Genomic DNA, 13,704 nt, shown 5'->3' with positions numbered 1-13,704 from the left:
GAGTCCTGAGCCCCGCCTGCGGTGTCCGTTCTCCGTTTTGGTTGGATGCAATCCGGACGCGCGCCATGTACATATTTACACAACAGAAAATTCCGTGTGGGATGTCTTGTTTGTCGCACACGCGTCATGATTGAATACATCTTGAACATTTGTCTTTTGGCGGCAAATATTAAGCCGGCAGATTGAAAGATCGAGCAGATGACGGACAAGACAAAGACCACTACTTCCGAAACGCCGGTGCAGCTCAAATGGCTGACGCCAGAAAATGTTGGTACGGTATTGAAGGGTCTTCCGCTCAAGGCCCAGGCAGCCTTGCGCGCCGCAGTCCATCTTCCGCGCGGGACGCTGACGGTCACCACGCCCGACCAGCAGGTTTTCAAGGTGGGCGGCGGACAGACAGGGCCGGACGCCTCAATTATCCTGTACAACTGGAATCTGCCCCGCCGTGCCTTTGCTGGCGGGACGATCGGTGTTGCTGAATCCTATATGGATGGCGATTGGGACAGCCCCGATGTGGCAACCTTTCTCGAACTTTTCGTGGTCAACGAACAGGTCGGCGAGGATCTTGCCGGCGGTTCCAACTGGTTCATCACGACAGTGCAGCGGCTGCGCCACTGGCTTAACGAGAACACCCGGACCCGTTCCCGCAAGAACATCTCCGCGCATTACGATCTCGGCAACGCCTTCTACCGCGAATGGCTCGACCCGACGATGACCTACTCCTCGGCGCTGTTTGACGACGGCGCCAACGACCTTGAAAGCGCCCAGACGGCCAAATACCGGGCCCTGGCCCGCAATATCGGCATAACCGCCGGCAGCAAGGTTCTGGAGATCGGTTGCGGCTGGGGCGGCTTTGCCGAATATGCGGCGCGTGAAGTTGGCGCATTCGTCACCGGATTGACCATCAGCCGCGAACAGTTCGACTACGCAACGCAGCGGATGCGTAAGGCAGGACTTTCCGATAAGGTCGAGATCAAGTTCCAGGATTATCGCGACGAGAAGGGCAAATATGATCACATCGCTTCGATCGAAATGTTCGAGGCGGTTGGCGAAAAATACTGGCCTGTCTTCTTCGGCAAGGTCAAGGAATGCCTCAATCCCGGCGGCAGTGCCGGTATGCAGATCATTACCATCAATGACAAATCCTTTGATCGCTACCGCAAGCGGCCGGATTTCATCCAGCGCTATGTCTTCCCGGGAGGTATGCTGCCGACGCCGGAGAAACTGAAAAGTCTCGGCAAGGACGTCGGCCTCGACATCTACCGGGAAAACGTCTTTCCGCAGGACTATGCCCGGACACTCGCCGAGTGGCGTGAGCGTTTCTGGGGCTCGTGGGACCGCTTGCGGAATCTCGGTTTTGACGGCCGCTTCAAGAAGCTCTGGGAGTTCTATCTCTTCTATTGCGAAGCGGGTTTCCGCTCCGAATATATCGATGTGCGCCAGGTATTCTACAAATCATGACGGCCGATGCACTCGACGACTCTTTTGAGCGTGTCTGGGCTGTTGCGAATATGCTGCACCTCCCCGAACTGGTGCGCAGTACCACTCACGGCACGCCCTCGTTGAAAGTGAAGACTGCCTTTATCGGCCGTTTGAAGGATAAGGATACTTTTGCCATCCACTGTCCGCTCGAGGAAAAACCACTCCTCATGGAGAGCGTTCCGAACATCTACTTCGAGACCGACCACTACAAGGGCTGGCCTTACATCCTGATGCACCTCGATGCTGTCTCGGACGCCGAACTGGCCCATCGGATCAAACTTGCCTGGCACGCCAAGGCGCCAGCCAAGGTCAAGAAAGCGCTGGCGGCCGGTTGACGCTCGATTTCGACGGCATGTCCGGGATTCCGAACGTGTTTAAACCGAAATGGTCGAAAATCAACGAAAGCCAGCGATTCTCATACACGAAATGGCGAATCTCGCACGAGATTCTCAACTCAGGCGCGAGAAATTGGTGTAGCCACGCGAAATGATGCTAGCTCGCGATTTCGATGAGGGCTGTTTCGACACCGAGACCGGTTCGGTCGGCGACCTCACGCAAGGCAAATGACGAGTTGATTTTCGTTACGTGCGGCATCGCGGACAGCCAGAATTTGTGGATCCGCTCATAATCCTCCAGATCCTTCGCCGCGATGCGAAGCAGGTAGTCATACTCCCCCGACATCAGATAGCAGACCAGCACATTGGGACAGCGCTTGACTGCGGTTTCGAATTCACGAAGCTGCTTATCTGCTTGACCTGAAAGGGAAATATTGACGATCACGATAACCGGGTGGCCCAGCATCTTGTTGGAGAGCCGGGCATGATAGCCACGGATGACCCCGGACTTTTCCAGGATATCAAGCCGGCGCGAACAGGCCGATTGCGACAGCCCAACCTTCTCGGCAAGGGTCGCATTTGACATGCGGCCATCCTTCTGCAAGCAATCGAGAATAGCGATATCGATCCTGTCCAACGACATTGTTCGTAGTTTCCTCGGAAAATACCCATTCTCACGCAAGAATATTCGAAAAATTGCACTCCGTCGAGGCTTCTTGGCAAGGACATGCGACTGGATTCGTGATGTCATATTGGCCTCAAACGGGAACACTTAAAAACACTATCAGGAGGCGTTATGCGCGTTGGCTGCCCGAAGGAAATCAAAAACCATGAATATCGCGTCGGTCTCACTCCGGGGGCCGTACGCGAATACATCGCCCATGGCCATACGGTCATCGTCCAGTCCGGAGCTGGCATTGGAATAGGCGCCGACGACGGAGCCTATCAGGCAGCAGGCGCAAAGGTGGTCAAGACTGCCGAAGAAGTCTTTCAGCAATCAGACATGATCGTAAAAGTAAAGGAGCCGCAGCCTTCAGAATGGGCGCAGCTACGCGAAGGTCAGCTTCTATACACTTACCTTCATCTTGCTCCTGATCCGGAGCAGACCAAAGGTCTCTTGGCATCTGGTGTTACCGCCATCGCCTATGAGACAGTAACGGATGACCGGGGCGGCTTGCCATTGCTTGCGCCGATGTCGGAAGTTGCTGGCCGCCTCGCTATCCAGGCTGGCGCGACCGCCCTGCAGAAAGCCAATGGCGGCCGCGGTGTGCTCCTCGGCGGCGTGCCCGGCGTGTTACCCGGCAAGGTCACGATCATTGGTGGCGGCGTTGTCGGCATCAACGCGGCGATGATGGCCACGGGTCTTGGCGCCGACGTCACCATTCTCGACCGCTCAATTCCGCGCCTGCGCCAGTTGGACGACCTGTTCCGCGGCCGCATCCATACCCGCTACTCCACCATCGAAGCCCTTGATGAAGAAGTGTTTTCTGCCGATATCGTCGTCGGCGCCGTCCTCATTCCAGGCGCGGCGGCACCCAAGCTCGTGACCCGCGAAATGCTGTCGGGCATGAAGAAGGGTGCCGTCATCGTCGATGTCGCGATCGATCAGGGCGGATGCTTCGAAACATCCCACGCGACGACTCATTCCGACCCGACCTATGAAGTCGATGGCATCATTCACTATTGCGTTGCCAATATGCCGGGTGCTGTTCCGGTTACCTCGGCGCATGCTCTCAACAATGCCACCCTGCAATATGGCCTGCAGTTGGCCGACCGGGGCGTCAAGGCGCTTGTCGACAATCCGCACCTGCGCAATGGTCTCAACGTCCACAAGGGCCGCATCACCAATCAGGCCGTCGCCGAGGCACTCGGGCTCGAAATGGTCGAGGCCAAATCGGCTCTAGCGGCCTGATATCATTATATAAAATGAGATAGGCCCGGACGTTCGTCCGGGCTTTTTTCATGGCAGTTCGATCCGGCACTGGAAGCAATTGTTCCTTGCCGAGCGCATGTGAACGTAGGCAACGTCATCGCGCTTTAGCAGCTCTTCTGCCCGATCCAATATGTCATCGGTCTTGATCACCCCGCCCGTTCCATAGACGATCCTGTCCTGGCACGAATAGCCGCGCAGAATGTAGTCGCGACTTTCACGAAACATCTCCGGCATTTCCGCCGTCTCTCCATAGCGCTCGCATTCATCCGCATGCAGGAAAATCGGTCCAGTTTCCGCGTAGGGCTGCGGCGCAGGAAACGGCCGGTGCGACAGGATGAGATATTTGTCACCCGCCTTCACATTCTGCAGACAGTGCCTGCAGGGCACGCCGTCTCCATCGGAGATCTGGCTCTCCGGTGTTTGGCCATTGGCGTCGGGACCGCCCGCTTGGTAGTGGCGGGCGAGTGTGGTGGGCATTGCGATAAATCGGATCGTGCTCATGGGTGCCTCCTTCGTTGCAACAAGGAAGCACCCTAATTTTGCATCAAACCACCCGATTCTTGCACAAAATCGCCGCTGGAGGGCGCGTTCTATTTCGTAACGGTAATATGGACGGTGACGTAACTGTAAAAGTCACTACCAGGTGCCTTATTCGAAACAACCACTTTATCTGTACCAACAAAACCTGTTCTTGATGTGTAGAAAGCACCAACCGCCGCTATTTTGCGCGCGTTACACTTTTGCAGGGTATGACCTTGTGCAAATGAAGGAGAAACGGACCCTCGCCAAAGATCAACTGTTCCATTTGCAGGGCCTGCCGCAACTTTGAAATCCGGGACTTTGCCGCTGGAGCAATCGGGATTGACCATATAGTTGCTTAAAAGTCCAGTTTTGTGGCCTGATTTTGCCGAAATCGTAAAGATTGACGACCCTGTACGGGTGGTTGTGAGGTCCGATGTTTGACAACCGGCAATCGATAATCCTGACGAAACTACTGCCACGGTCAACAATACTTGCTTCAAATTCATTTCAATCCCCTGAGACCCTTCGATGAGGGGCTCATAGAGAGATTCTTAGCGCTCGGCTATACAACTAAAGGTGGAAAAAAGACTATAACGAAATTAGTTCCAGGCTTCGATTTCCGCTTCTGCAAAACTGACGGGCTTGAACCCCATCCTCTGATACATCTGCAGCGCACGGGGGCTATCGAGCGTATTTGTCTCGATGATTACTTTTTGAGGGCTGCTCATCCATGCGGTCGAAATCGCCTCGTTGAGAAAGAACTTGGCAAGGCCCCTTCCCTGAAACTCAGGCACCAGGCCGAAGTACAGAATTTCCGCGACGCCTTGCTCCTCGTCGATCACGAGTTCGAAAAAGCCCGCTGGCGATCCATCTGCATAGAGAACGTGAATGTCGACATTGGCGCGATGGATGATCGCGGCCAAAGCCTCATCGTTGAGGTGGCGATGCACCGACCAATGATGCGGTTTACCGACTTGCTCGTAGAGAAAACGGTAGAATGGCAGGGAAATCTTCGTTGCCCGCATCAGGGCAAGCTTGAAACTCACAGGCGTGGGCACGGATTGCGTCGGACGCTCCGTCATTTCCAGATGCGTGACACGTGTTTTCAGAATTCGTGACTTCGTTATGTCGGTCATGACTTACGCTTCACCGGTGACAACCGGCGTATCCTTGCTCCCGCCCCATTCGCTCCAGGAACCATCATAAAGCATATTGTCCTTGTGACCGAGAGATTCGAGCGCGAGCGTGATCACTGCAGCGGTGATACCAGACCCGCAGCTTGTCACGATCGGCCGCGACAGATCGACACCGGCCTTATCAAGGACCTGTCGCAAACCATTGATATCTTTCAGGTATCCTTTCTCGGCAAGGCTTGATGACGGAACATTCCGTGCGCCCGGCATATGCCCGGAACGCAGTCCCTCCCGTGGCTCCGGATCAACGCCTATGAATCGGCCCGCAGCGCGCGCATCGGCAATCTGCCGCGAACCGCTGGCAACGATCTCACGCATGTCCGCAAAGCTTGCCACCTTGCCAGCATCGAATTTCGGAACAAAGGCAGATGGGGCGATTCTTGTCACTGCGTCGGTGACCGGCCTGCCGGCACTTTTCCAGTTTTCGAACCCACCGTCGAGCACGGAGACGTTCTTCGCACCCATCGTTCGGAACATCCACCAGACGCGCGGCGATGTATGCATCCCGGGACCATCGTAAACGACGATCGTGTCGTCATTGGTGATCCCCATGCTGCTCACGGCGGCAGCAAAGGCTTCCGGCCTTAGCAATGTGTGCGGCAGCGGCGAGTCTGGGTCGGACAGCTTTTCATGGTCAAAGAAGACGGCACCCGGAATATGCGCCGCATCGTATTCCGCCTTGGCATCACGGTTCTGAGATGGGAAATACCAGGACGCATCAAGAATACTGAGGCCGGGCTGTCCGAGCCGTTCCTGCAACCAATCGGGTGAAACCACAAAAGCACTCTTGTCCGGCACGTCTATTCTCCTTCCGGCAAGGCGCCAAAGCGGATGCGGAACCGCCGGTTTTCCTTGCCCTTCTTTTCAATTTTTCCGATGTGAATCGCCCCGATCTCGCCGGTTGTTGCCACATGCGTTCCGCCACAGGGCTGGGAGTCCACTGAAGCATTCTCGCCGATGCATACCAGCCTGATGCGTCCTGTGCCCATCGGTGGACGGACATTCTTGGATTTTATCAGGCCGGGATTGGCCGCCAGTTCTTCGTCCGTAATCCAACGCGTGAATATCGGATGATTGGCGCTGACCAGTTCCATCAACTTCGCCGTCACGCCTTCTTTGGTCACCCCAGCATCCGGCAAGTCAAAATCCACGCGGCTGTCTTCCTCGCCGACCGCCGCACCCGTTATTAGGAATGGGCAAACGACGCTCAAAAGGTGGCATGCCGCGTGCATACGCATCAGCTTGTAGCGCCGGCCCCAATCGAGACGCAGGCGCAATTTTTCACCAATTGCAGGAATAGGCTGATCGGGTGCCGGCACATGGATGATCTCATCCTTGGTTTCGCCCGTCACGGTTGCCGCTATTGCGATGGTCGAGCCATCGGAGCGAATAAACATGCCGGTATCGCCAGGCTGACCACCGGACGTCGCATAAAACACCGTCTGGTCGGTGAGGATCCCGCCGCGTTCATTGAGCGCGAGCACCGTCGCGTCGATTTCCTTCAGATAGGAATCATCGCGGAAAAGCATCATCGTGTCGTATGCCATCAGGATTTATTCTCGAACGGAACCGGTATGTTGGTCTTCGCCTCCATCCATGCCGGCACAGGCAAGTCCTTGGACCGCAGGAATTCGGGATTGAACATTTTTGATTGATAGCGGTTGCCGTAATCGCAGAGGACCGTGACAATGATGTGATCTGGCCCCATATCCCGCGCCATGCGGATTGCGCCGGCAACATTGATGCCGGACGAGCCGCCGAGGCAAAGCCCCTCTTCCGTCACAAGATCAAACACCACTTCCAATGCTTCCGCATCCGGGATCTGGTAGGAGAAATCTGGCGTAAAGCCTTCGAGATTGGCAGTAACGCGCCCCTGCCCGATGCCTTCGGTTATTGAGCCTCCTTCGGCCTTGAACTCACCGGTCGTGTAGTAGGAAAAGAGCGCCGCACCGAGCGGATCAGCAAGTCCGATCTTGATTGACGGGTCCCTGGCCTTCAGTCCCTGAGAAACACCGGCCAGCGTGCCGCCTGACCCAACCGCGCAAATAAAACCGTCAACCTTGCCATTCGTATCACGCCAGATTTCCTGCGCCGTGGTTTCCACGTGCGCCTGACGATTGACGACATTGTCGAACTGATTGGCCCAGATCGCACCATTCGGCTCGGTGTTCGCCATCTGCTCCGCAAGACGACCGGAAACTTTCACATAATTGTCGGGATTCCTGTAAGGAACGGCAGGCACCTCAACGAGTTCCGCCCCGAGCAAACGCAAGGCATCCTTCTTTTCCTGGCTTTGGGTTTCGGGGATCACGATAACCGTGCGGTAGCCCAATGCCTTGGCGACCATGGTGAGGCCAATGCCGGTATTACCGGCCGTGCCCTCGACAATCACACCGCCGGGCCTGAGCAGTCCGCGCTTTTCCGCATCGCGGATAATATAGAGCGCCGCGCGGTCCTTGACCGACTGGCCGGGATTCAGGAATTCGGCCTTGCCGTAAATTTCGGAACCGGTGAGGTCGGACGCTTTCTTCATGCGAATAAGCGGCGTGTTTCCGATGGTGTCGATCACTGAATCAAACATGGGCCAAGTCCTTCATTCTGCTGGAACTGAACTTATTTGCCCCGAGCAAGCCGTTCAAGCGCAGAATTTCTCAAACCCGACGATATGCGGTTATTTGTTATCATGGAACAAATTGATCGACAGGATAGAGCAAATAAAAAGGCCGCCGGCACGATGTGCCAGCGGCCCGATAAGGATGTCAGAACGGCGATCAGGCCGCTTTTGCACCAAAGCTCTTGCGCTTGTTGCGGCGGAACGGACGCTTTTGCGCCGGGGCGCCGCCATCATTGCTCCAGATCTTTTCACCGCGCGCTTCGCGCGGCTTACCGGCACCGGCAGACTGACCGCGATGCGGCTTCTTGCCGGGTGCACCACTACCACCTTCGCGGCGTGGTGGACGCTGATCGGTATTGGCGGCACGAGCCGGCAAGCTCGACAGATCGATTGGCGAATCGTGCATCGGAAGACGCATGCGCGTAACGCGTTCAACCGCCTTCAGTTTTGAACTTTCTTCTGCCGGATCGTACAAAGTGATTGCCGAGCCCGATGCGCCGTTACGACCGGTCCGGCCGATGCGGTGAACATAGCTCTCCGGTTCGTCCGGCAGGTCGAAATTGATCACGTGGCTGATACCAACGACATCGATACCACGTGCTGCAATATCGGTGGCGACGAGAACACGAACGGAACCATCCTTGAAGCCATTCAGCGCGCGCTGACGTGCATTCTGCGACTTGTTGCCGTGAATGGCCGCAACATCGTAGCCGTCCTTCTCAAGAACACGTGTAACCGCATCGGCACCATGCTTGGTACGGGTGAAGACGATGACCGAAGCCAAGGTTTCATCCTTGAGCATGGCAGAAAGAACCTGCTTCTTCTGCTTGGTTGGGATCATATGCACGACCTGCTTGATCTCGGCAGCCGTCGTGCCCTGTGGCGCAACTTCAACACGAACCGGATTACGCAACAGGGTGGCGGCCAGCGTGGCCACTTCCTGGGGCATCGTCGCGGAGAACAGTGCGGTCTGACGATCGCGATGCGTGCCCTTGGCAATACGCTTCACGTCGTTGATGAAGCCCATATCGAGCATGCGGTCGGCCTCGTCGAGCACAAGCCAGCGCGTCTCGGAGAGATCGATGCGGTTGTCACGAACAAGGTCAGTCAAGCGACCGGGGGTGGCGATCAGGACATCGACGCCGGCCTGCATTTTATTGATCTGCGCAATACGCGAGACGCCGCCAAGGACGAGAGCGGTCGAGATATGCGCGCCTTTCGCCAAGGTACGGAACGTCTCTTCGATCTGCACGGCAAGTTCGCGGGTTGGAGCAAGGACCAGCGCGCGAGCAGTCTTGCCTTTGCGCTTGTCACCGATGGTGATGATTTTCTGCAGGATGGGCAGAGCAAAAGCTGCTGTCTTGCCAGAGCCCGTCTGGGCGATGCCGAGAATGTCCTGGCCTGAGAGCTGGGCCGGGATCGCCTGTGCCTGGATCGGCTTGGGAGTAGCCATTCCAGCTGCCTCGACTGCTTTCAGCAGGATGGCATTCAGACCCATGGCGGCAAAGCCGTTTGTTTCAATAGTTTCCAATTCAATCTTCTTTCACTGGCCAGCGCGGATAATCGCGGGCCACACAACGCACTGCAGGGCGCAACCTGCGTGCAACAATTTCTGGATGAACGACGAGACGCGGAGAACCATCTGCCAAAGGCCTGTGGTTCAATGCGACTTGCGCAGCCGTGCCCACCGCATCATGCGGATGGGTCTCAGACGCCACAAGTCCTGGTTCGGAAGTCCGGATTGACCGGTCCAAGCGCCTGAACGGCATATGGGCTTTCTCGTGCCAAAAAGCAAACGATTTTATTGTGCGACGCAAAACGAAGGAATTATTTGGCGAAGCGCTTGGCACCCGCGACGCACAGAATGACCGCCATGGTCACAATAATCATTGGCCAGCCCACCGGCTCATGCAGCAGCGTTGCGGCAAGAACGAGGCCGAAGAAAGGCTGCAGCAATTGCAGCTGACCAACGGCGGCGATTCCGCCCTGGGCCAGACCGCGATACCAGAAGATGAAGCCAATCAGCATCGAGAACAGCGAGACGTAGAAAAGGCCGATCCATGCTGGCTCACCAATACCGCTCCAGTTCCCTGGCAGAAGATAAATCGTAAGTGGCAGCATGACCGGCAGCGACAGAACAAGCGCCCAGCAAATGACCTGCCAGCCCCCAAGCTTGCGTGAGAGTTGCGCTCCTTCGGCATAACCAAGGCCGCAAACGACAATCGCCGCGAACATCAGCAGATCCCCGGTCAACGACGCGGAGAGATTCTGCGTCAGCGCAAAACCGGCAACGAGCAGGCTGCCGAGACAGGAAAACAACCAGAACAGCGGGCGCATGCGTTCACCAGCACGCAAGACGCCAAATATAGCGGTTGCAAGCGGCAGGAGGCCAACGAACACAATGGAATGCGCCGAAGTGATGTGACGGAGTGCTAGAGCGGTCAGCAGCGGAAACCCTACGACCACACCCATCGCGGTGATAAACAGCGGGCCAACATCGGCCCTTGTCGGGCGCTTTTCACGAAAGGCAAGAAGCAGTGCCAGTGCCAGGGCTGCCGCGATGCTGGCACGAGCGCCCGTCAAAAATATGGGGTCGAAATCTGCAACGGCGGCGCGTGTAGCCGGCAGCGATCCGCTGAAGATCAGCACGCCCACAAAGCCATTGATCCAGCCACTCGTTATCTTGTCCATATTTTTCATCCAGCCATCATATTTTATCGTCGTATCGGCCTTTGAAGATGGATTTTCCAGATACGGCGCAGTACAATCCTTAAGAACTGTAATGGAAAGGTCAGCAGTACAGATGGATAAGAAGTTTGCTGTCGATCGTGCAAGCGGTACTCTGGTTGAACGTGTGATGCACGAGATCCGCCAGCGCATCGCCGGACGAACCCTTGCACCAGGCGCCAAGCTGCCCTCAATCCGCAGTTTTGCCGCAACCATTGCGGTATCGAAGTCGACGATCGTGGAAGCTTATGACCGATTGGCCGCGGAAGGTGTGATCCAGTCGAGACGTGGATCCGGTTTTTACGTAGCCGGACATCTGCCACCACTGTCGTTGGCGGAAATTGGCCCGGCGTTGGACCGTGCTATCGATCCACTTTGGGTGTCGCGAATGTCGCTTGACGCCAGCGAAGACATGGCGAAGCCCGGTTGCGGCTGGCTACCTCCCTCATGGATGCCGGAACAAGGTATTCGCCGTGCCCTCCGGGCTTTGTCACGAGGCGATGATGCCTCCCTGACTGATTATGCATCCCCGCTTGGGCTGAAACCGCTACGCCAACTCCTGTCGCGGCGCATGGCCGAACACGGCATTGAAGCAGCGCCCGACCAGATCATGCTGACCGAATCGGGAACGCAGGCGATCGACCTTCTCTGCCGGTTCCTGATTGAACCCGGCGATGCAGTGATCGTCGACGATCCCTGCTATTTCAATTTTCACGCTTTGCTCAAGGCTCACCGCGCCAGGGTAATCGGAATACCATACACGCCTGCCGGCCCCGATCTTGAGCGCTTTGCCGAAGCGCTGGATGAACATCACCCGCGCCTCTACATTACCAATTCAGCTCTGCATAACCCGACAGGTGCCGTGCTTTCGCCTGTCATTGCACATCGGCTGCTCAAGCTCGCCGAACAACATGATCTCACAATCATCGAAGACGACATCTTTGCCGATTTCGAACATGAGCCTGCTCCTCGCCTTGCGGCTTTCGATGGGCTTGACCAGGTCGTGCATATTGGCAGCTTTTCCAAATCGCTGTCGGCATCCATCCGCTGCGGCTTCGTGGCTGCCCAGCGCGACTGGATCGAAGGGCTGGTCGATTTGCGCATTGCTACGTCCTTCGGCGGCGGACGACTATCAGCCGAACTCGTGCTCTTCATGCTAAAAGATGGCACTTATCGCAAACACATGGATGCTCTGCGAACCCGGCTGGCACGCAGCATGAGCGAAACCAGCGCAAAGCTGAGATCACTCGGTCTCATCCCATGGATCGAACCGCATGGCGGCATGTTTCTGTGGTGCAAATTACCGGATGGGGTCGACGCCGCAAAAATTGCTCAACACGGACTTGGAGAGGGGATCATTTTTGCGCCCGGCAATGTCTTCAGCCAATCGCAATCGGCAAATTCCTATATGCGCTTCAATGTAGCCCAATGCGCCGATCCTCGCATTTTCCGTGCACTGGAAACCGCACTCGCAGCGAACTAGATTTCGGCCGCCATTTTCTGAAGTGTCAGGACAGTGCGCCAGTTTCGCGCGGTCAGCGGAACTTTCAGTACCCTGTCGAGTGCCAAGGCAAGCTTCGAAGTGCCAAAGCCATCGGGCGTATACAGATAGAGCACGCGGTTTCTGAGAGTGAAACTCTCGGACTCACCGGCTTTGATTTCAAACTCCGCCAAAGCAGCATCGGTCGGATCATTGTCAAGAATGACAGCATGAAGAGATTTTGGGTTTTGCTCGGCCTGCGGATATGGATTCTTGGCAATCATGCAGTTCCATTCGTCGATATTACGAACAGAAACGCGCGATTCAAAACCAAAGGTCTTGGGAAACAAATCTGAAATAGTGTCGTCAATTCGGCGTGCCGTTTGTTTCGACGTCAAAACCAGGTTGCCACTCTGGATGTAGGTTTTTACATCGGCAAATCCTGCCTTCGTCAGCACCGTCCGGAGCGTTTCCATTTTTATGATCTTGTTGCCACCAACATTGATGCCGCGAAAAAGCACAATATAGATCGTCATGGCATCTCCTTTTCCAGCCGGTCCACCAATTGCTCAAGTTTGAGGACGGTATTCCAGTTGCGCGCGGTGGCGGTCACTTTCAGTGTGGTTTCAATCTTGCCGTGTAATTTGGACTGGGAGGCTCCTTGCGGGGGATAGTAGTACAGGACCTTGCCGACGATCCTGAATTGCTCGGGCAAACCAACGGCCTTGTGTTCCAAGGACTTTACGGCTTCATCGTCCGGCTCTTGCTCCATGATGTAAGCGTGCAGCTTATTGCCCTCCACGGCCCGCTCCGGGAATGGATTCTGGGCGATGAGCTTTTTCCATTGAGCTCTGCTGACGATCATGATTGCCTTGGAAAAGGCAAACTTTTCCAAGGCAATAGCAGCAACTCTTTGCAGGATTTGCCCAGGCGCTGCATCGGAGATCAGAACCACATTGCCGGTATTGATGTAGGTAGCAACCCGTTCAAACCCGTCCGCGATCAAGGCCGCCTTCAGTGGCTGGACTGGCAGTGAAGTGGCGCCACCAACCCCGCGAAACAGAATAATGTAGGTCGTGCTACGCCCCATACCGCCTCAGGATCTGACACCGAGGAGGCGCTTCCACAGCGTTCCACCAAGCCGCTTGCCAATGACAAAATAGACAACGATCAGCAGGACGGCGACGAGTGCTGGCCATCCATCGAGCGAAAAACCATTTTCCGTCAGACCACCAAGAAGCGTTGCGACAAGAAATCCGAAAACAAAGAAGGCAGTGATGAGATCAAGAATGAAAGCCAGGATGATGCGCCAATGTGCCGTTGGCTGCTGTGAACCGGTCATCAGAACTCACCCCTTCAATTGTTGGCCCTCAAACTGATCCTACATGCGATACGAAAGTAACTGCAACCCGCAGTTG

The 13,704-nt window shown here is 55.9% G+C and carries 16 protein-coding genes; 4 read left to right on the top strand and 12 right to left on the bottom strand.

Annotated features, from left to right (window positions below; translation table 11 throughout):
* Nucleotides 1-198 precede the first annotated feature (198 nt).
* Nucleotides 199-1,461 (top strand): SAM-dependent methyltransferase, encoded by a 1,263-nt coding sequence (locus BLM14_RS07055; RefSeq protein WP_099998725.1) that lies wholly within the window; start codon nucleotides 199-201, stop codon nucleotides 1,459-1,461.
* Entirely contained in the window at nucleotides 1,458-1,817 is a 360-nt protein-coding gene (locus BLM14_RS07050; protein ID WP_237143482.1) for a hypothetical protein, read from the top strand. Before BLM14_RS07055 ends, BLM14_RS07050 begins: the two co-directional genes overlap by 4 nt.
* A gap of 157 nt (nucleotides 1,818-1,974) precedes the next feature.
* Here the strand turns inward: BLM14_RS07050 and BLM14_RS07045 are convergent, their stop codons facing one another.
* Nucleotides 1,975-2,460 (bottom strand): Lrp/AsnC family transcriptional regulator, encoded by a 486-nt coding sequence (locus BLM14_RS07045; protein ID WP_099998724.1) that lies wholly within the window; start codon nucleotides 2,458-2,460, stop codon nucleotides 1,975-1,977.
* A gap of 153 nt (nucleotides 2,461-2,613) precedes the next feature.
* Between BLM14_RS07045 and ald the strand changes: the two genes are divergently transcribed.
* Complete coding sequence (ald, locus tag BLM14_RS07040; protein WP_099998723.1) at nucleotides 2,614-3,729, top strand: alanine dehydrogenase; 1,116 nt, start codon at nucleotides 2,614-2,616, stop codon at nucleotides 3,727-3,729.
* Between the two features lie 48 nt (nucleotides 3,730-3,777).
* Here the strand turns inward: ald and BLM14_RS07035 are convergent, their stop codons facing one another.
* The 8 genes from BLM14_RS07035 to BLM14_RS07005 all read right to left on the bottom strand — a co-directional run bounded on the left by BLM14_RS07035 (nucleotide 3,778) and on the right by BLM14_RS07005 (nucleotide 10,770).
* Nucleotides 3,778-4,251 (bottom strand): DUF1203 domain-containing protein, encoded by a 474-nt coding sequence (locus tag BLM14_RS07035; RefSeq protein WP_099998722.1) that lies wholly within the window; start codon nucleotides 4,249-4,251, stop codon nucleotides 3,778-3,780.
* Between the two features lie 89 nt (nucleotides 4,252-4,340).
* Nucleotides 4,341-4,778, bottom strand: a complete 438-nt coding sequence (locus tag BLM14_RS30915; protein WP_133123920.1) for a hypothetical protein — start codon at nucleotides 4,776-4,778, stop codon at nucleotides 4,341-4,343.
* Between the two features lie 93 nt (nucleotides 4,779-4,871).
* Complete coding sequence (locus BLM14_RS07030; RefSeq protein ID WP_099998721.1) at nucleotides 4,872-5,408, bottom strand: GNAT family N-acetyltransferase; 537 nt, start codon at nucleotides 5,406-5,408, stop codon at nucleotides 4,872-4,874.
* 3 nt (nucleotides 5,409-5,411) lie between these two features.
* Entirely contained in the window at nucleotides 5,412-6,263 is an 852-nt protein-coding gene (gene sseA, locus BLM14_RS07025; RefSeq protein ID WP_099998720.1) for a 3-mercaptopyruvate sulfurtransferase, read from the bottom strand.
* Nucleotides 6,264-6,265: 2 nt separating this feature from the next.
* Nucleotides 6,266-7,012 (bottom strand): alanyl-tRNA editing protein, encoded by a 747-nt coding sequence (locus BLM14_RS07020; RefSeq protein WP_099998719.1) that lies wholly within the window; start codon nucleotides 7,010-7,012, stop codon nucleotides 6,266-6,268.
* Nucleotides 7,012-8,046, bottom strand: coding sequence for a cysteine synthase A (locus BLM14_RS07015; RefSeq protein WP_099998718.1), 1,035 nt, complete (start codon nucleotides 8,044-8,046; stop codon nucleotides 7,012-7,014). The genes BLM14_RS07020 and BLM14_RS07015 overlap by 1 nt, the downstream gene beginning before the upstream one ends.
* Nucleotides 8,047-8,236: 190 nt before the next feature.
* A complete protein-coding gene (locus tag BLM14_RS07010) occupies nucleotides 8,237-9,577 on the bottom strand; it encodes a DEAD/DEAH box helicase (protein ID WP_100001080.1) in 1,341 nt (446 codons plus the stop codon).
* Between the two features lie 329 nt (nucleotides 9,578-9,906).
* Nucleotides 9,907-10,770, bottom strand: a complete 864-nt coding sequence (locus BLM14_RS07005; protein WP_099998717.1) for a DMT family transporter — start codon at nucleotides 10,768-10,770, stop codon at nucleotides 9,907-9,909.
* Nucleotides 10,771-10,861: 91 nt separating this feature from the next.
* Here BLM14_RS07005 and BLM14_RS07000 point away from each other — a divergent pair, with 91 nt between their 5' ends.
* A complete protein-coding gene (locus tag BLM14_RS07000; protein WP_099998716.1) occupies nucleotides 10,862-12,289 on the top strand; it encodes an aminotransferase-like domain-containing protein in 1,428 nt (475 codons plus the stop codon).
* On the opposite strand, the gene BLM14_RS06995 is transcribed toward BLM14_RS07000, so the two are convergent.
* From BLM14_RS06995 to BLM14_RS06985, 3 genes are read right to left on the bottom strand one after another with little or no spacing between them, the layout of a single operon-like run.
* On the bottom strand, nucleotides 12,286-12,807 hold the full coding sequence (locus BLM14_RS06995; RefSeq protein ID WP_157929487.1) for a DUF1697 domain-containing protein: 522 nt from the start codon (nucleotides 12,805-12,807) through the stop codon (nucleotides 12,286-12,288). The two genes, BLM14_RS07000 and BLM14_RS06995, sit on opposite strands and share 4 nt — an antisense overlap.
* 11 nt (nucleotides 12,808-12,818) lie before the next feature.
* The gene (locus BLM14_RS06990) at nucleotides 12,819-13,376 is read right to left on the bottom strand and encodes a DUF1697 domain-containing protein (RefSeq protein WP_099998714.1); all 558 of its coding nucleotides are present in this window, start codon (nucleotides 13,374-13,376) and stop codon (nucleotides 12,819-12,821) included.
* Nucleotides 13,377-13,382: 6 nt separating this feature from the next.
* Entirely contained in the window at nucleotides 13,383-13,628 is a 246-nt protein-coding gene (locus BLM14_RS06985) for a hypothetical protein (protein WP_099998713.1), read from the bottom strand.
* Between the last annotated feature and the right edge of the window lie 76 nt (nucleotides 13,629-13,704).

The sequence above is a fragment of the Phyllobacterium zundukense genome, from assembly GCF_002764115.1.
Lineage (GTDB): Bacteria > Pseudomonadota > Alphaproteobacteria > Rhizobiales > Rhizobiaceae > Phyllobacterium > Phyllobacterium zundukense.
Note: the sequence above shows the minus strand (reverse complement) of the source record. Positions and strands in the feature narration are given on the sequence as shown.

Bases quoted from the DNA above. Each gene is read 5' to 3' on its own strand.
- BLM14_RS07055 (WP_099998725.1), top strand. From the start codon at position 199: ATGACGGACAAGACAAAGACCACTACTTCCGAAACGCCGGTGCAGCTC.
- BLM14_RS07050 (WP_237143482.1), top strand. From the start codon at position 1,458: ATGACGGCCGATGCACTCGACGACTCTTTTGAGCGTGTCTGGGCTGTT.
- BLM14_RS07045 (WP_099998724.1), bottom strand. From the start codon at position 2,460: ATGTCGTTGGACAGGATCGATATCGCTATTCTCGATTGCTTGCAGAAG.
- ald (WP_099998723.1), top strand. From the start codon at position 2,614: ATGCGCGTTGGCTGCCCGAAGGAAATCAAAAACCATGAATATCGCGTC.
- BLM14_RS07035 (WP_099998722.1), bottom strand. From the start codon at position 4,251: ATGAGCACGATCCGATTTATCGCAATGCCCACCACACTCGCCCGCCAC.
- BLM14_RS30915 (WP_133123920.1), bottom strand. From the start codon at position 4,778: ATGAATTTGAAGCAAGTATTGTTGACCGTGGCAGTAGTTTCGTCAGGA.
- BLM14_RS07030 (WP_099998721.1), bottom strand. From the start codon at position 5,408: ATGACCGACATAACGAAGTCACGAATTCTGAAAACACGTGTCACGCAT.
- BLM14_RS07020 (WP_099998719.1), bottom strand. From the start codon at position 7,012: ATGGCATACGACACGATGATGCTTTTCCGCGATGATTCCTATCTGAAG.
- BLM14_RS07015 (WP_099998718.1), bottom strand. From the start codon at position 8,046: ATGTTTGATTCAGTGATCGACACCATCGGAAACACGCCGCTTATTCGC.
- BLM14_RS07010 (WP_100001080.1), bottom strand. From the start codon at position 9,577: ATGGGTCTGAATGCCATCCTGCTGAAAGCAGTCGAGGCAGCTGGAATG.
- BLM14_RS07005 (WP_099998717.1), bottom strand. From the start codon at position 10,770: ATGGACAAGATAACGAGTGGCTGGATCAATGGCTTTGTGGGCGTGCTG.
- BLM14_RS07000 (WP_099998716.1), top strand. From the start codon at position 10,862: ATGGAAAGGTCAGCAGTACAGATGGATAAGAAGTTTGCTGTCGATCGT.
- BLM14_RS06990 (WP_099998714.1), bottom strand. From the start codon at position 13,376: ATGGGGCGTAGCACGACCTACATTATTCTGTTTCGCGGGGTTGGTGGC.
- BLM14_RS06985 (WP_099998713.1), bottom strand. From the start codon at position 13,628: ATGACCGGTTCACAGCAGCCAACGGCACATTGGCGCATCATCCTGGCT.